13 protein-coding genes are annotated in these 16,810 nt (G+C 69.9%); 5 read left to right on the forward strand and 8 right to left on the reverse strand.

Translation table 11 applies throughout. The annotated features are described in order from the left end of the window. Positions 1–66: 66 nt before the first annotated feature. The gene (locus M3E84_RS05285; protein ID WP_259895066.1) at positions 67–2,175 is read right to left on the reverse strand and encodes a type IIA DNA topoisomerase subunit B; all 2,109 of its coding nucleotides are present in this window, start codon (positions 2,173–2,175) and stop codon (positions 67–69) included. Positions 2,176–2,558: 383 nt separating this feature from the next. Here M3E84_RS05285 and M3E84_RS05290 point away from each other — a divergent pair, with 383 nt between their 5' ends. Next, entirely contained in the window at positions 2,559–2,756 is a 198-nt protein-coding gene (locus tag M3E84_RS05290) for a hypothetical protein (protein ID WP_006214873.1), read from the forward strand. Positions 2,757–2,854: 98 nt separating this feature from the next. On the opposite strand, the gene M3E84_RS05295 is transcribed toward M3E84_RS05290, so the two are convergent. From M3E84_RS05295 to M3E84_RS05325, 7 genes are all read right to left on the reverse strand, one after another. Then, positions 2,855–3,388: a GyrI-like domain-containing protein gene (locus M3E84_RS05295; RefSeq protein WP_259895067.1), complete on the reverse strand. Its 534-nt coding sequence runs from the start codon at positions 3,386–3,388 to the stop codon at positions 2,855–2,857. Positions 3,389–3,525: 137 nt separating this feature from the next. Next, a complete protein-coding gene (gene dhaL / locus M3E84_RS05300) occupies positions 3,526–4,233 on the reverse strand; it encodes a dihydroxyacetone kinase subunit DhaL (RefSeq protein ID WP_259895069.1) in 708 nt (235 codons plus the stop codon). Positions 4,234–4,243: 10 nt separating this feature from the next. Then, positions 4,244–5,170, reverse strand: a complete 927-nt coding sequence (locus M3E84_RS05305; RefSeq protein ID WP_259895084.1) for a dihydroxyacetone kinase subunit DhaK — start codon at positions 5,168–5,170, stop codon at positions 4,244–4,246. Then, positions 5,167–6,849: an RNA polymerase sigma factor gene (locus M3E84_RS05310; RefSeq protein WP_259895070.1), complete on the reverse strand. Its 1,683-nt coding sequence runs from the start codon at positions 6,847–6,849 to the stop codon at positions 5,167–5,169. Before M3E84_RS05310 ends, M3E84_RS05305 begins: the two co-directional genes overlap by 4 nt. Before the next feature lie 235 nt (positions 6,850–7,084). Beyond that, complete coding sequence (locus M3E84_RS05315; RefSeq protein WP_259895072.1) at positions 7,085–8,386, reverse strand: DUF4192 domain-containing protein; 1,302 nt, start codon at positions 8,384–8,386, stop codon at positions 7,085–7,087. 100 nt (positions 8,387–8,486) lie between these two features. Beyond that, on the reverse strand, positions 8,487–9,749 hold the full coding sequence (locus M3E84_RS05320; protein WP_259895074.1) for a nitrate/nitrite transporter: 1,263 nt from the start codon (positions 9,747–9,749) through the stop codon (positions 8,487–8,489). Positions 9,750–9,778: 29 nt separating this feature from the next. Then, positions 9,779–10,699, reverse strand: coding sequence for a PAC2 family protein (locus M3E84_RS05325; protein WP_259895076.1), 921 nt, complete (start codon positions 10,697–10,699; stop codon positions 9,779–9,781). 313 nt (positions 10,700–11,012) lie between these two features. On the opposite strand from M3E84_RS05325, the gene M3E84_RS05330 reads away from it, so the two are divergent. From M3E84_RS05330 to M3E84_RS05345, 4 genes are all read left to right on the forward strand, one after another. Further along, the gene (locus M3E84_RS05330) at positions 11,013–12,656 is read left to right on the forward strand and encodes a leucyl aminopeptidase (RefSeq protein WP_259895077.1); all 1,644 of its coding nucleotides are present in this window, start codon (positions 11,013–11,015) and stop codon (positions 12,654–12,656) included. Positions 12,657–12,861: 205 nt separating this feature from the next. Next, a complete protein-coding gene (gene lpdA / locus M3E84_RS05335; RefSeq protein ID WP_259895079.1) occupies positions 12,862–14,229 on the forward strand; it encodes a dihydrolipoyl dehydrogenase in 1,368 nt (455 codons plus the stop codon). Between the two features lie 90 nt (positions 14,230–14,319). Continuing rightward, positions 14,320–16,194: a 2-oxoglutarate dehydrogenase, E2 component, dihydrolipoamide succinyltransferase gene (gene sucB, locus M3E84_RS05340; RefSeq protein WP_259895080.1), complete on the forward strand. Its 1,875-nt coding sequence runs from the start codon at positions 14,320–14,322 to the stop codon at positions 16,192–16,194. A gap of 254 nt (positions 16,195–16,448) precedes the next feature. After that, complete coding sequence (locus M3E84_RS05345) at positions 16,449–16,796, forward strand: hypothetical protein (RefSeq protein ID WP_259895082.1); 348 nt, start codon at positions 16,449–16,451, stop codon at positions 16,794–16,796. The last annotated feature ends 14 nt before the right edge of the window (positions 16,797–16,810 follow it).

Below are 16,810 nucleotides of genomic sequence, written 5' to 3' on the forward strand. Positions count from 1 at the left end.
TAGGTCGCAGGAGCTGCCGCAGGCACGGCGTTGCACGAAATGGGCATCGAGCCCGGGCCGAAGGCCTCAGGCGTCGATCTGCTCGGCGTCCAGTCGAGCGGCTCCTTCGATGATGAAGTCGCGGCGCGGGGCCACCTCCGAGCCCATGAGCAGCCCGAAGGCGCGCTCGGCGTCCTCGGCCTGGCTCATGGTCACCCGGCGCAGCAGGCGGTGGCGGATGTCCATGGTGGTCTCGGCCAGCTGATCGGCGTCCATCTCGCCCAGGCCCTTGTAGCGCTGGATCGGCTCCTTGTAGGAGCGGCCCTCGGATTCGAGGCGGGTCAGCAGGCGATGCAGCTCGGCCTCCGAGTAGGTGTAGACCATCTCGTTGGCCTTCGAGCCGCTGTTGATGATCTCCACGCGGTGCAGCGGAGGCACGGCGGCGTAGACCTTGCCCGCCTCCACCAGGGGACGCATGTAGCGGTAGAACAGGGTCAGCAGCAGGGTGCGGATGTGTGCGCCGTCCACATCTGCATCCGTCATCATGATGACCTTGCCGTAGCGGGCGGCGTCGAGGTCGAAGGTGCGCCCCGAGCCCGCTCCGATGACCTGGATGAGCGCGGCGCACTCGGCGTTGGCGAGCATGTCCGGCAGCGAGGCTTTCTGGACGTTGAGGATCTTGCCGCGGATGGGGAACAGCGCCTGATAGGCGGAATCGCGGGCCAAGCGTGCGGTGCCCAGCGCGGAATCGCCCTCCACGATGAAGACCTCGGAGCGCTGCACGTCGGTCGAGCGGCACTCGACCAGCTTGGCCGGCATGGACGAGGTCTCCAGGGCGTTCTTGCGCCGCTGGGTCTCCTTGTGCAGGCGCGCCGAGATCCGGGACTTCATCTCGCCGACGACCTTCTCCAGGACCTGTCCGGCCTGGTTCTTCTGCTCCCGCTTGCCCGAGGTCAGCGCGGCCGTGAGCTCCTTCTCCACGACCTTGGAGACGATCTGGCGCACCGCCGGCGTGCCGAGCACCTCCTTGGTCTGGCCCTCGAACTGCGGCTCCGCAAGGCGCACGGTCAGCACGGCCGTGAGCCCGGCCATGATGTCGTCCTTCTCGATCTTGTCGTTGCCGGCCTTGAGCTTGCGCGCATTCGCGGCGACCTGCTTGCGGAAGACCTTGACCAGCGCCTGCTCGAAGCCGCTGAGGTGGGTTCCGCCCTTGGGCGTGGCGATGATGTTCACGAAGCTGCGGATCTCGGTGTCGTAGCCGATCCCCCACCGCAGAGCCACATCGACCTCGCACGTGCGCTCGACGTCCTGCAGCCGCGACTGCCCGGAGTCATCGAGCACGGGAACCGTCTCCGTGAAGGTGCCCTCGCCCTGGAAGCGCCAGACATCGGTCACGGATTCGTCCGAGGCCAGGAACTCGGCGAACTCGGAGATGCCGCCGTCGTGCTGGAAGACCTCCTCGTGGGGGCCCAGCTCGCCGGCGGTGCCCGGCAGGCGCCGCTCGTCGCGCACGGTGATGCGCAGCCCCGGGATCAGGAAAGCGGTCGTGCGGGCGCGCTGGACCAGCTCCTGGTAGGAGAACTGCGCGTCCGGGGTGAAGATCTGCTGGTCCGCCCAGTACCGCACGCGGGTGCCGGTGACGCCGCGCTTGGCCTTGCCGACGACGTCGAGCTCCGATCCTGAGACGAACGGCTCGAAGGCCGCCCGCGGGCTCGGAGCGCCCTTGTCCTCGAATCGGCCCGGCTCCCCGTGGCGGAAGGACATCTGGTAGGTCTTGCCGCCGCGATCCACCTGGACGTCCAGGCGCGAGGACAGAGCGTTGACCACCGAGGCGCCCACGCCGTGCAGGCCGCCGGAGGCCGTGTAGGACCCGCCGCCGAACTTGCCGCCGGCATGCAGCTTGGTGAACACGACCTCCACCCCGGACAGCCCGGTGCGCGGCTCCTTGTCGATCGGCACGCCGCGGCCGTCGTCGTGGACCTCCACGCAGCCGTCCTTTTGCAGGATCACCGTGATCTGCTGGCCGTAGCCGGCCAGGGCCTCATCCACCGAGTTGTCGATGATCTCCCAGAGGCAGTGCATGAGCCCGCGGCCGTCGGTGGAGCCGATGTACATGCCGGGGCGCTTGCGCACAGCCTCGAGGCCCTCCAGCACCGAGAGGTGGCGGGCGTTGTACTCGGAGGTCGAGGGGGTCACGGCGGGGGCGCTCCTGCGGTTCGCTGATGTCGATCGTGCGTGCGGCTGCCGGCGGTGGCCGCACGCGGCACGGCCGCCCGGCGGCGCGCGGGCCAGACCACTCTAGACCGGCTCGGCGACACCGCGCGGGCCGCAGCCCGTTGCGATCGACGACGGGTCCCCACCGTGACGCGGCGCTCACCGGATGCGCGGTGGGCGAAATCGCGTGCCGCGGGGAAGCTTCCGGGGGCTCGGCGTGGTTCTATAGTCCGAACCGCCGCACCCCCTGCCTCGGAGGACCGAGCGCATCGGATGCGCGGTATCGGCCCAGCGTCGATGCTGGACCAGACGAATCCGTCGCGGACATCGCACGATCCGACGGGCTCCGAGCACGAGGAGGAATCGTGAACACCACACTTGAGACCCCAGAACTGAACGCCACCCACCGCTGCGACGCCTGCGGCGCCCAGGCCTACGTCCGCGTGGTCCTCGAGTCCACCGGCGGCGAGCTGCTCTTCTGCGCTCACCACGCCCGTGCCAACGAGGACAAGCTGCGCCCCATGGCCGCCCAGTGGCAGGACGAGACCGAGCGCATCTCCTGAACACTCAGGATCCCCTGCAGCGCGGGCGCTGAGCCGGCACGAGGGCCCCGTTCACCGATCGGTGAACGGGGCCCTCGGCTGTGCCGGAGGCCTCGGGCTCAGCCCAGCCGCGTGAACAGGTCGGTGCGCAGGTCCGCCGGATCCATCTCCGGGCTCGGCTCGGTGACGTAGACCTCCCAGAACGGCAGCTCGGGGGTCTCACCGGCGGAGGCGACCTGACCCATGAACCCGGCCCAGGCGGCCGACAGCTGGTCGAACCCGCCCAGGTGGGAGATCCGCGCCGCTCGTCCTCCCGGCAGCCACGACGGCTCCAGCCGTACTCCGTCCGCGGCCTCGATCACGGACTCGCTCGGCTCGGTCAGGGGCATGCCGACTTCGAAATCCGCGGTCTCGTCCGGGGCGCGGTGGTACAGGGCGAAGGCCGGTCCGCTGGGGGTCAGCCCGTGCTGCGCCATGGCCGGGAAGATCGCGCGGAAGGCGGTGTCGAAGACCTCCGGCATCCGGTCCATCGGCTGGCCGTGGACCTTCAGCACCAGCGTGGGGACCTGCTGGGCCTCGAAGACCTCGAGGCTGCTCACGGGCTCCTGGCTCAGGCCCATGGGCGATCCGGAGGGGGTGGATTCCTGCGTCATGGGTCTCTCCTGCATCTCGTGCCCCCGCAGCGCAGGCGGCTCCCGGACGCGGCGGGGTTCTGGGCTCATGCTAGGTCGTCGTCCCGGTGTCGCAGGAGAGGGCCCTCCCCCTGCGTCTGCGCCGGAAGGCCCGTCCCTCAGACGAGCCAGGCGGTGTCGACCTCCCGCGGGTGCTGCTCGCCCCGACCGGCGTCAGCGGCGGCACGAGCCGCGCCCAGCACCAGTGCCATGGCCGCGGCGCCCGGGTCGACCACCCCCTGCGAAGCCTCTCCCACATAGCTGGCTCGACCGCGTCGGGCGAGGCTCTCAGCACTGCTGCGAGCGCCCTCGACCGCTGCGGCCTCGCCGGCTTCGAGGATGTGCTGCGAAGGCTCGCCGTCGTGCAGGCTCCGGCGCATGGCCTCCACTGCGGGAGCCAGGGCATCGACCATCGTCTTGTCCCCGACCTCGGCCTCGCCGTAGCGCTGCACGATCGCCTGCCCCGCAGCCAGGGCCTCGACGAGCTCCTCCACCTGCAGAGTGCCGTCCGCCTCACCAGCCTTGGCCAGCTCTCGGAAGAACACGCCGAACAGCGGACCGCTGGTGCCGCCCACGGCGAGCCAGCCGCGATACAGCGCACTCAGCCACTGCCGGTAGGTGCTCGGCTGCTCCTGCTCGATCTCCCTGTCCAGCTGCGACAGCGCGGTGCGCACACTGGTGCCGAAGTCACCGTCGCCTGCTCGACGGTCCAGCTCGCCCAGGGCTTCGGCGTTCTCGCCCAGCAGCCGCTGCACGCCCTGCACGAATCGGCGCCCGAAGTCCTCGCCCAGGCCCTGAGCCGTCCCGGAACTCTCCTGCTCGGTCATCTTCTGCTCCTCACCAGGTCAGGGCGGGGGTGCGCACGGGGGCGTCCCACAGCTGACGGGTCTGCGGATCCAGCGGCATCAGCGTGATCGACACGCCGTGCATGTCCAGGCTCGTGACGTACGAGCCCACGAGCCAGCGCCCGACGGACAGTCCTTCGCCGCGGAGGCGATGGTGCGCCGCTCGCGCCACGAGGCTCAGCTCGAGCTGCGTGGCCGAGCCGAGGCCATTGACCACCACGAGCAGCTCCTGCCCCTGTTCCAGGCCCATCTGCTCGAGCAGCGGGTCGAGCAGATGATCCGTCAGCCCGTCGGCGTCGGTGAACTCGCCACGGCGGGCCGCGCGCTCGCCGTGGATGCCGACGCCGAGCTCGACCTCGTGGTCCTCGAGCTCGAACTGGGGGCGCCCGTCCCCCGGCGGGGTGCCCGCGGACAGCGCCAGGCTCATGGTCCGCGCCGAGGCTGCGGCGCGGCGGCCGATCTCGGCGACCTCGCTCAGCTCGGCTCCCTGCTCGGCTGCGGCCCCGCACAGCTTCTCCACGATCAGGGTGGCGGCGGTCCCCCGGCGGCCCGGTCCGCCGTCCGAGGAGTCGGTGGCCAGGTCGTCGTCGACCAGCACGATCTCGGTCTCGATGTCATCGTCGCCGGTGATCTCGTCCGCGATCCGGAAGTTCAGGACGTCGCCGGTGTAGTTCTTGACGATCTGGACGACGCCGCGGCCCGAATCGGCGGCGCGCGTGGCCTCCAGGACCTGCAGCGCGGTGGGGCTCGTGAACACGGCGCCCGCAACGGCCACGTCCAGCATGCCGCGCCCGACCATCCCCGCGTGCAGCGGCTCGTGCCCGGAGCCCCCGCGACGACGACGGCCCCCGCCGCTGCCGTTCAGGCAGTCGGGACGGGGGCCGTCGCTCGAGGTGCGCGCAGGCGCGCTGCGGATCAGTCCAGGTAGTCGCGCAGGACCTGCGAACGCGACGGGTGACGCAGCTTGGACATGGTCTTGGACTCTATCTGGCGGATGCGCTCGCGGGTCACGCCGTAGACCTTGCCGATCTCGTCCAGGGTCTTGGGCTGGCCGTCGGTGAGCCCGAAGCGCATGGCCACCACGCCTGCCTCTCGCTCGGAGAGGGTGTCGAGCACCGAGTGCAGCTGCTCCTGCAGCAGCGTGAAGCTCACGGCGTCGGCGGGCACCACAGCCTCCGAGTCCTCGATCAGGTCGCCGAACTCGGAGTCTCCGTCCTCGCCCAGCGGGGTGTGCAGGGAGATGGGCTCGCGGCCGTACTTCTGGACCTCGACGACCTTCTCCGGCGTCATGTCCAGCTCCTTGGCCAGCTCCTCCGGGGTGGGCTCGCGGCCCAGGTCCTGGAGCATCTGGCGCTGGACGCGGGCCAGCTTGTTGATGACCTCGACCATGTGCACCGGGATGCGGATGGTGCGGGCCTGATCGGCCATGGCGCGGGTGATCGCCTGGCGGATCCACCAGGTGGCGTAGGTCGAGAACTTGAAGCCCTTGGTGTAGTCGAACTTCTCGACCGCACGGATCAGACCCAGGTTGCCCTCCTGGATCAGATCCAGGAAGAGCATGCCGCGGCCCGTGTAGCGCTTGGCCAGGGACACCACCAGGCGCAGGTTGGCCTCGAGCAGGTGGTTCTTGGCGCGCTTGCCGTCGTGGATGACCCAGCGCAGGGCCTTGCGGTCCTCCTTGGACAGCTTGTCCGCGTCCTCGCCCTTGTACTTGTGCTCAGCGAACAGACCGGCCTCGATCCGCAGGGCGAGATCGACCTCCTGCTCGGCGTTGAGCAGCGCGACCTTGCCGATCTGCTTCAGGTAGTCCTTGACGGGGTCGGCGGTGGCGCCGGCGGAGACGACCTGCTGAGCGGGGGCGTCGTCATCGTCGTTGTTCGACAGCACGAAGCCGCGGACCTTCTCCGACTTGGACTCGGTCTCCTTGCCCGTGGGCTTGGCGATGACCTCTGTGCCAGAGCGAGCCTTCTCGGCGTCGTCGCCCTGGACGACGACCTCCTCGATCTCCTCCGCCGAGTCATCGGCCTCATCGGCCGAGTCCAGATCCTCGCTCGAGGCGTCCTCGAAGTCCTCCGGGGTCTCCTCCGGCTCGGCCTGGACGGCCTTGCGACGGGTCGTCTTGAGCGCGGTCTTGGCCGCGGGCCCGTCCGTCTCGGCGGCATCGCCCGCCGCCGCGGTCTTCGCGGTCGTCCTGCGGGACGCCGGCTTCTTGGCGGCGGTCTTCTTGGCCGGCGTCTTCTTGGCCGGGGCCTTCTCGGCCTCCTCCAGCGCCTCGGTCTTGGCCTCAGCCTCTGCGCCGGTCTCCGGAACCGAGGCCTTGGTGGCAGTCGACTTGGTGGCCGCAGTCTTCGTCACGGCCGACTTGCTCGCCGTCGACTTGCTCGCGGCTGACTTGGCGGCGGTGGTCTTCGACGCGGTGGTCTTGGCCGCGGACGAGGTCGACTTGCGCGCGGCGGTGGTCTTCTTGGCCGCAGTCGTCTTCTTGGCGGCGGCCTTGGCCGGGGCTGCGCCCGTGGACTCCTCGCCTGCGGTGGCGACCTCAGCGGGGTCGCTCGCGCTCGCAGCGGCAGCCGACTTGTTCTGGGCAGCAGGTGACACTGTTGACCTTTCCTCACTAGACGAAGCGCCCGACTCACCGTCAGAACGCCTATGACCCTGTCAAGCCCTCAGCTTGCGCACACGCGCATCCGAGGGGCCTGAAGGGCCCACTGAGGGATCCAACCAGAGGCCGCCGCCATTTGTTCCGTGATTCTGCGATGTCGCGGATCTTTTTTCTCAGCCGTGCGGATCCGGACCTCGCGGCCTTCCCGCGGCGCTGCCGGCAGCCCCTGCTTCACCTGCGACGATGCCAGCTGCGCTGCGGATCGCCCGCCCATCGCGGCAGCGGATAGCGAGTCGCCAGCGCGTGAAGTCGCGCCACGCCCAGATGCCCCGGCACGGCATCAGCGGCCAGCTCGAGCCACTGCGTGGCCCGTGTCCCCCGGGCCCGGAAGCGCTCGAGGTGCGCGGTGGCCACCCATAGCCAGGCCTCGGCATCTGCGCCGGGCGCCGAGCGCCGTCCCTCCTCGTCGGCGCCGTGCAGCAGGTCCAGCAGCAGTTCGAGCACGCCTTCGCACTGCTGCACCCGCTCCCAGTCTGGCGTGCCCTCCCATTCGCCCTTGAGGACTTCGAGCATCCAGCCGAGATCCGCGCCATGCCCCGCACCATGTGCCATGGCCTGCAGCTGGCACCAGGCCCGGAGGCAGCGGTCGTGCTCACCGCTCAGCACCGATACCGCGAGCGCGTCCGAACCCAGCGGATCCGTCAGGCAGACCAGCAGCTGCGCCTGGGCGCCGGCGTCCGAGGAGGCGACCCGCTCGGCGGCCGAGCGCGAGGAGGAGGCGCTGAGCAGGCGCTGCCAGGCCTCCAGGGACTCGGCCACCGGGACGGCGACGTCGCGGTGGAGGCAGTGGGCTGCCTGGGGCCCGGCCGCCCCGGGGCGAAGGCTCCACCGCTGCTCGAACTCGCGCACCAGTGCGCGGCAGTCCTCGACCCGCAGCTCGCTGCGCCCCGGCTCGGCGCGGGCGGGCCGCACCTCCGCAGCCGATGCGTCCACGCTGCTGCCGGTGACCACCAGCGCCGCCCACACCGCGCTCGAGCGGATCTCCTGCATGTCTCGGGCGATCCGCGGCTGCGCTTCGCTCAGGTCCGACCACTGCTCCTGCCCCACCTCCCAGCATCCGGCCATGCCGTAGCCGGACAGCGCCGCGGCCTCCCCCACGGCGTCGACGACCTGATCGTGCTGCAGCGTGCTCAGCGGCGATCCGTCGGTGAACAGGGCCAGGTAGACGAGCTCGCCCGCGGGAACCCGCTCGAGCAGATCGCACAGCTCGGCAATCCACTCGAGCAGCGCCAGCTCATCGGCCAGCACTGCCTCCGTGGGCAGATCCACGCGCAGGCACGGGCCGGGCTCGGTGTCGGTGCAGGTCAGCAGCACCACGGAGCGCCTGGGCCACTGCCCGAGCGTGTGCGGCATGATCGCCAGAACGTCTGCGGCTGTGCGTGCCACGGGTGTGAACGGGTCATGGTCGGGCTCCCGATCGGAGCCGGTGCGGACGGGGTGGGTGGAATCGCTGTGCGCGGCATCGGTGCTCATGCACTGGAGCCTCGCCGTCGCGGCCATCCGCCGCCGTCGGTGGCACAGATCCGTGGAGGCCTCTGCCCGGGCGGAGGCGGGGACGGCGGCTGTGGAGCCCTCAGACTGCGTTGGCGCCGTACTTGCTGCGAACCCGTCGGGCGAAGACCAGGCAGAAGCCCGATCCCACGGCCGTGACCAGCAGCTGCGTGGCCATGGCCACGCGGAACGACATCGGCGAATACAGCTCCTCGCTCAACCCCAGGCCCAGCTGCAGATCCAGCGCGGCGCCGATGAGGAAGATCGCGATCAGGGCGGCCACAAAGCCTCCGACATTGGCGACCCCGGTCGCGGTGCCGGCCCGGCGCACAGGCGTGAACGACTGGATCACGTTGAAGGCGAGCATGGAGGCAGGCAGCGAGATCGCGATCAGCACGACGGCCGCGACCACCACGGGCAGCGGTGCCATGCCGGGCCACAGCAGCAGCACGAGCCATGCAGCCGCACCCAGTCCGATGATGGTGAACGACAGGCGCATCCGACGCTGCGGGGCGCGCGAGACGATCCCCCCGAGCACCAGGCCCACCACGATGTTGGCCAGCACGAAGAACGTCATCACGAACGAGGCCTCCCCCAAGGAGAGGCCCTGTGCGTACTCCAGGTAGGGGTAGCCCCACATCAGACCGAAGACGTTGCCGGTGAACTGGATGGTGAAGTGCAGCCAGAACGCCAGTCCGATCGAGGGGTCGCGCAGGCAGCGCTGCACCTGGATGCGCACTCGCCGCAGGGTCGTGGGCCGATCGCTGCGAGCAGAGCCCTGCGGCGTGTCGCGCAGGAAGGCCAGCACGAGCACCAGGGTCAGCACGGACAGCCCGGCCATGGACAGGAAGGACGGTACCCAGCCGGCGGCCGAGAGCAGGAGGCTGAAGGGCACGACCGACAGCAGCTGGCCCAGATTGCCGACCGCGCCGACCGCCATGGTCACCATGGGCGAATAGCGCAGGGAGAACCAGGCCGGGACGATCTTCAGCACGCACACGAAGGTCATGGCATCGCCGGCGCCGACGAACACGCGGGCGGCGACCCCCGCGCCGATCGACTCCGCGAATGCCAGGATCAGCTGCCCGATGATCATCAGCCCGGCGCCGATGGAGACCATCCGCCGGGTCCCCAGCCGGTCGACCAGCACGCCGACGGGGATCTGCATGCCGGCGTAGATCAGTACCTGCAGCATCGTGAACAGGGACAGCTCGGAGGCCGCGGCGCCGAAGCGATCCGCCGCCTCGGTCGAGGCCACGCCGAAGCTCGTGCGCTGGGCCACCGCGATCATGTAGGCGAAGACGCCCACCCCCATCACGAGGAAGGCGGTGGGCGAGTCGCGCAACGGGACGGGACGGCCAGATGCAGCCCCCGTCACAGGTCGTCGGTCTCCGAGCGCTGCGCCAGGAAGGCCTCGGCGGCAGCGCCGATCTCATCGGCGTCGGGCAGCTCGTCGGCATCGCCGGCCAGCAGGGAGCGCGGCCGCGCCCCGTCGACCGCCTCGTCATAGCGCTGCTCGAGCTGGGAGATCACAGCCTGGATCTCCGGGGATTCCGCCACCTGCTCCTCGATGCGCTGCAGGGCCTCGCGGCTGTCATCGCGCAGAGCATCGGTGGGCAGGGTCAGGGCCGTGGCGGCGGAGAAGTGCTCGAAGGCGGTCACCGCGATCTGCGGCAGCGTGGCCTCGGCCATGTACTGCGGAACGTGCACGGAGAAGCCCACGTGATCGATCCCGGCCTCGGCCAGGCGGATCTCGAGCTGCTGGGCCACCGAGGAGCTCATCTCGATGATCGGCAGCTTGGAGAAGCCCGAGCTCACCAGATCCGTGCGCGAGCCGTGCGGGGTCACCAGGAAGGGTCGGGTGTGCGGCACGGGCATGGGGAATCCCGTGACATCGGTGACGATCGAGGTGTCCAAGCGCTGCACCAGCTCCATGACCGCATCCAGGAAGCGCTCCCACAGCAGGTCCGGCTCCGGCCCGCACAGCACCGTGAAGTGCTGGCCCAGAGGGTCCGTCACCAGATGCAGGGCCAGCTCCGGACTCTCGACGCGCTCGAAGTGGTCCTCGACGAAGCGCACGTGCGGCCGCCGGGCCCGGTAGTCGTGCAGCTGATCGGTGTCGAAGCTGGCGAGGACCTCCGAGGGCAGCTGCCCCAGCAGGGTCTCGCGCACCTGCTCCGCAAGATGACCGGCATCGGCGTAGCCGGACAGGGCCACGATCATGGGAGCGCCGTGCAGCCGGGGGTCATCGAGCAGGCTCCGGTTCGCCAGGTACAGCTCGGATGCATCAGCCACAGTTGCTCCTCCATCGACGTGCCGTGCGCCGCCCCGATCTTCCGGGGCCGACGCCTCAGCTCAAGGCAACGGCCCGACGGCAGCGTTCTATTCCGCGCCCGCCTCCGCAGCGGCGGCAGGTCCTCAGTCTCGCACCCGCCCCTAGCCGGTGCCGACTCGCCGTGCCCTGTCCGAGACCCCGGCTACCCTCGAGCACATGACGCGGCGAGCCGCTGGGACTTCAGCACGACCGGCCAGCGGCTCCGCTGCAGGACCGATGCACGCCCTGATCGCGCGAGGACGCCGATCATCTCACCGAGGAAGAGGACAGCCCATGGCCCGCACCCCGTCCAGCTCCCCCGCTCGCCGCCGCGTAGGCGCCGAGACCCCGCCCGCGCTCATCGATCTCGTGCCCACGAGCGGGCTGAGCCTGAGCAGCAGCACCAAGAAGCTCTCCTCCGTGTCCGCCGACGCCCTCGTGCTCGGCGTGGAGAAGACCCCCGACGGCCCCGTCGTGGCCCTTCCGCTGGAGGCCAAGGGCCTTCCTGCCGATCTGCAGCTGCAGGCGGAGGCGCTGCGGATCTCCGGGGCCGCCGATGAGGTCCGCACCCTGCCCGCGCCATCGGGCTCCGCCTGGCCGGTCATTGTGCTGAGCGGACTGGGCGACGGCCGCGAGACCGACTCGCGCGCCGAGTCGCTGCGTCGCGCCGCCGGTGCTGCCGCCCGCGCCCTGGCCGGGCGCGAGCACGCCGTGCTGGCCCTGCCCGCCCAGGACCTCGCCGAAGCAGCCGCTGTGGCCGAGGGCGCCGCTCTCGGTGCGTTCGCCTTCACCGCGCAGAAGCACTCGACCCGCACGCCCGGAGATGCCCCGCTGCGCCGAGCCACGATCGCCGCGGCAAGCCTTCCCGCGGACGAGCTCGCTCCCGTTCTGACCCGCGCGGAGAACCTGGGGCGGGCCGTGGCACTGTCGCGCACACTGACCGATCTGTCCCCGGACACGGTGTATCCGCACAGCTTCGCCGAGCTGGCTCGCGATCTCGCGGCCGCGACCTCCACCGGGGCCAAGGGCCGGCTCTCGGTCGAGGTCCTGGCCGAGGACGAGCTCGCCGCCGGCGGCTACGGCGGCCTGATGGGCGTGGGCCAGGGAGCGGCGCACCCGCCGCGCCTGGTGCGCATCGGCTGGGAGCCGGCCAAGCCGGTGGACCACGTGGCGCTGGTGGGCAAGGGCATCACGTTCGACTCCGGCGGCCTGTCGCTGAAGCCCGGGGCGTCCATGATGACCATGAAGTCGGACATGTCAGGGGCCGCCACCGTGCTGGCCACGGTGCTGGCCGCCGCCGAGGCAGGGCTTCCCGTGGCCACCACGGGCTGGCTGTGCCTGGCCGAGAACATGCCCTCGGGCACCGCAACCCGCCCCGGCGACGTCCTGCGCATCCGCGGAGGGCGCACCGTCGAGGTCCTGAACACCGACGCCGAGGGCCGGCTGGTGCTGGCCGACGGCCTCGTCGCCGCCCGCGAGGAGGATCCGGGCCTGCTCATCGACGTCGCCACGCTGACGGGTGCTCAGATGATCGCCCTCGGCAAGCGCACCGCGGGAGTCATGGGCGATGACGATGCCGTCGAGGCGCTGCTGTCGGCCTCGGTCGACTCGGGCGAGTCCCTGTGGCCCATGCCGCTGCCGCATCACCTGCGCGCCTCGCTGGACTCGCACGTGGCCGATCTGAAGAACATCGGCGACCGCGAGGGCGGGATGCTGGTGGCCGGGCTGTTCCTGCAGGAGTTCGGCGGCGCCGAGCACACCGACTCGGCCGATGATCTGCGCCCCGAGGGCCCTGCCGGCCCCTGGGCGCACCTGGACATCGCCGGACCGTCGTTCAACGAGGACTCCCCGTGGGGCTATACCCCTCGCCAGGGCACGGGCATGGGCCTCCTGACCCTGTTCCGGACCCTCGAGCTCGTGGCCGGACGACCGGTCTGAGCAGACTCGAGCACGCTCGCCGTGTGAGCAATGCCGCACGGCCGGCCTCCGGGCAGGCCGTGCGGCACGGTCGTCACCCGCATGGCGCGCGCGTGCGACGGGGCTAGACTGACGAACAGAACCGAGGCCTCTGCACGGCATATCAGGGGCACGCACGGCGACGACGCCGGGCGCACGTGGAACAGATCGCAAGGGAGCGTCATCCGTGGCAGACAACGAATTCGACATCCTGGTGCTCGGCGGAGGCTCCGCCGGCTACGCCGCAGCTCTTCGCGGAGTCCAGCTGGGCTTCAGCGTCGCGCTGATCGAGAAGTCCAAGCTGGGCGGCACCTGCCTGCACTGGGGCTGCATCCCCACCAAGGCGTACCTGCACTCCGCCGAGCTGGCCACCGAGGCCCAGAACTCGGAGAAGTACGGCGTGAGCATCGGCGAGGTCTCCGTGGACATGGCCAAGGTGCGCGAGTACAAGGACAGCATCGTCGCCGGCAAGTTCAAGGGCCTGCAGGGACTCATGAAGTCCAAGAAGGTCACCGTCGTGGACGGCTTCGGCAAGCTCACCGGTGAGAACACCATCGACGTCGACGGCACCACCTACACCGGCAAGCACATCATCCTGGCCTCGGGCTCCTACTCGAAGACCATGGGCATCGAGATCCGCGATCGGGTCATGACCTCCACCGAGGCCCTCGAGATCGATTGGACCCCCAAGTCCGCGATCGTGCTGGGCGGCGGCGTCATCGGCTCCGAGTTCGCCTCCATGTGGAACTCCTTCGGCGTGGACGTCACCGTCATCGAGGGCCTGGATCACCTGGTCCCCAACGAGGACCCCGCCATCATCAAGAACCTCGAGAAGGAGTTCAAGAAGAAGGGCATCAAGACCAACCTGGGCACCTTCTTCGAGAAGGTCGAGCAGGACGACAACGGCGCCAAGGTCACCCTCGCCGACGGCAAGGTCTTCGAGGCCGACGTCGTCCTGGTCGCCGTGGGCCGTGCCCCGCGCACCGAGGACATGGGCTACGAGGACCTCGGGATCCCCATGGACCGCGGCTTCGTCACCCCGAACGAGCGCCTGCACACCGGCGTGGGCAGCATCTACGCGATCGGCGACATCGTCCCGGGCGTGCAGCTGGCCCACCGCGGCTACCAGCAGGGCCGCTTCGTGGCCGAGGAGATCGCGGGCCTGAACCCGATCCCCGTCGAGGACATCAACGTCCCCAAGGTCACTTTCACCGAGCCGGAGATCTCGTCGGTGGGCTACACCCAGCCCAAGGCCGAGGAGAAGTTCGGCAAGGAGAACATCGAGACCTTCGAGTACAACCTGCTCGGCAACGGCAAGTCCTCGATCCTGGGCACCGGCGGCATCATCAAGCTGGTCCGCGAGAAGGACGGCCCGATCGTCGGCTTCCACGCGATCGGCAAGCGCATCTCGGAGCAGATCGGCGAGGGCCAGCTCATCGTCAACTGGGAGGCCTACCCGGAGGACGTCGCGCAGTTCATCCACGCGCACCCCACCCAGAACGAGGCCCTCGGCGAGGCCGCCATGGGCCTGGCGGGCATCCCGCTGCACGGCTGATCAGGCCACCTCGGCCGGCGACGCTGCTGACAGTGTCGCCGGCCGATCACCAGCACTGCATCGACCTGACGTCAGAAAGAGAATCTGAACATGTCTGAAACCGTGAACCTTCCTGCACTCGGTGAGTCCGTCACCGAAGGCACCGTGACCCGCTGGCTCAAGGAGGTCGGCGACGAGGTGGCCGTCGACGAGGCCATCGTCGAGATCTCGACCGACAAGGTGGACACCGAGGTCCCCTCCCCGGTCGCCGGTGTGATCGAGGAGATCCTGGTCCAGGAGGACGAGGACGTCGAGGTCGGCGCCCCGCTGGTCGTCATCGGCGACGGCTCCGGCTCCGGCAGCTCCGACGACTCCTCCGACGACTCCGCGGATGATTCCGCTGAGGAGGAGGAGCCGAAGGCTGAGGAGAAGTCCGAGGAGAAGTCCGAGGAGAAGTCCGAGGAGAAGCCCGCCGAGGAGGCTCCGAAGGCCGAGACCAAGAAGTCCTCCGGCGGCTCCGGCACCGAGGTCACCCTGCCCGCCCTGGGCGAGTCGGTGACCGAGGGCACCGTGACCCGCTGGCTCAAGGAGATCGGCGAGGAGATCTCCGTCGACGAGCCCCTGCTCGAGGTCTCCACCGACAAGGTCGACACCGAGGTCCCCTCCCCGGTGGCCGGCACCCTGCTCGAGATCCGCGTCCAGGAGGACGAGGACGCCGAGGTCGGCCAGGTCCTGGCCGTGATCGGCGACGCTGACGCCGCCGAGTCCTCCGACGACTCCAGCGACTCCGCGGATGACTCCGCAGACTCCTCGGCGAAGGACGCGGACGAGGAGATCGAGGACGCAGCCACGTCGTCGTCGACCCCCGAGGCCACGGACGAGGCCGCCGAGGACAAGACCTCCGGCGAGGCCAAGCAGGAGCAGAAGTCGGCGCAGGACGCGACGTCTCAGAAGGCGCAGTCGGCCAAGACCGAGTCGGCGCAGCAGAAGGCTCCCCAGCAGGAGTCCTCGTCCGCCTCCGGCTCGGCAGAGGCCTCCGGCTACGTCACCCCGCTCGTGCGCAAGCTCGCTCGCGAGAAGGGCGTCGACCTCTCCTCCGTGAAGGGCACCGGCGTGGGCGGGCGCATCCGCAAGCAGGATGTGGTGGCTGCCGCTGAGTCCGGCGCCAAGGCCGAGGCTCCGGCCTCCTCCGGTTCGGCCCAGCAGGGTGGTGCGCCGATCGCCGACAACGGCGAGCCGACCACCATCCAGCCGGTCTCGGACAAGCGCGGCACCACGGAGAAGGCTCCGCGCATCCGCATGACGATCGCCAAGCGCATGCGCGAGTCGCTGCAGCAGTCGGCCCAGCTCACGCAGGTCACCGAGGTCGACATGACCCGCGTGGCCGCTCTGCGGAACAAGGCCAAGAACCAGTTCCAGGACAAGCACGGCGCCAAGCTGACCTTCCTCCCGTTCTTCGCCCAGGCCGTGGCCGAGGGGCTCAAGGCCAACCCGGCCCTGAACGCCACGTTCAAGGAGGACGAGAAGGAGATCATCTACAACGGCTCCGAGAATCTGGCGATCGCCGTGGACACCCCGCGCGGTCTGCTGGTCCCGGTCCTCAAGGAGGCCGGCGATATGGAGCTGCCGGGCCTGGCTCAGGGCATCGCCGACCTCGGCGCCCGCGGCCGCGACGGCTCGATCTCCCCGGACGAGCTGACCGGCGGCACGTTCACGATCACGAACATCGGCTCCTTCGGCGCCCTGTTCGACACCCCGATCATCAACCAGCCCCAGGTCGCCATCCTGGGCACGGGCACGATCGTGAAGCGCCCCATGGTCATCCAGGACGCCGACGGCAATGACGTCGTGGCCATCCGCCACATGTGCTACCTGTCGCTGACCTACGATCACCGCATCGTGGACGGGGCCGACGCCGGTCGTTTCCTCAAGGGCCTGAAGGCACGCCTGGAGGAGGGCCGCTTCGAGGGCTCCCTCGGCCTGTGAGCTGAGCTGCCCCGCTCGGTTTCAGGCCGAGTCGGCGCCGCTTCGAAGGCCCCGCACCGTACGCCGGTGCGGGGCCTTCCCCATGCCGGCTGGCCCTCTCCCCTGGGCTGCGCTCACTCCGTCCGCTCTGCTCATGTCCAGGCGAGCGGACCTGCTGGCGCGGTGCACGGGTGGCTGCGCCGGTGGCTGAGATCACCGCGGGCCGCACCACAGCGGTGACAGGGTCTCACCACAGGGCCGATAGTCTGTTCTCCATGGTATTCGTGCATTCTCTTCTGGTCCTCGTCCATCTCTTCGGCGCCGCCGTGATCATCGGCACCTGGATCGCCACGTTCCGCACGCCCACGGTGACCGGCTGGCAGTTCTGGGCCTCCGTGGCCATGCTGCTGTCCGGCCTGCTCCTGATGGGCCTGCTCGAGATGGGTGACGGCCCCGTCAATCACGTCAAGCTCACCGTGAAGCTGATCATCGCCATCGCGGTCTTCGCCGCCGCCCTGATCGGGCGCCGCAAGATCGCCAAGGGCGAGGAGATCTCCGCCGGCATCGCCCACGGCGTGGGCGGATCCGCCCTGATCAACATGGTGATCGCTGTCCTGTGGTGATCCGCATGGGGGTC

It is taken from the genome of Kocuria sp. p3-SID1428 (assembly GCF_025149945.1).
Taxonomy (GTDB): Bacteria; Actinomycetota; Actinomycetes; order Actinomycetales; family Micrococcaceae; genus Kocuria.

Bases quoted from the DNA above. Each gene is read 5' to 3' on its own strand.
- M3E84_RS05295 (WP_259895067.1), bottom strand. From the start codon at position 3,388: ATGACGCAGGAATCCACCCCCTCCGGATCGCCCATGGGCCTGAGCCAG.
- dhaL (WP_259895069.1), bottom strand. From the start codon at position 4,233: ATGACCGAGCAGGAGAGTTCCGGGACGGCTCAGGGCCTGGGCGAGGAC.
- M3E84_RS05315 (WP_259895072.1), bottom strand. From the start codon at position 8,386: ATGAGCACCGATGCCGCGCACAGCGATTCCACCCACCCCGTCCGCACC.
- M3E84_RS05330 (WP_259895077.1), top strand. From the start codon at position 11,013: ATGGCCCGCACCCCGTCCAGCTCCCCCGCTCGCCGCCGCGTAGGCGCC.
- sucB (WP_259895080.1), top strand. From the start codon at position 14,320: ATGTCTGAAACCGTGAACCTTCCTGCACTCGGTGAGTCCGTCACCGAA.
- M3E84_RS05345 (WP_259895082.1), top strand. From the start codon at position 16,449: ATGGTATTCGTGCATTCTCTTCTGGTCCTCGTCCATCTCTTCGGCGCC.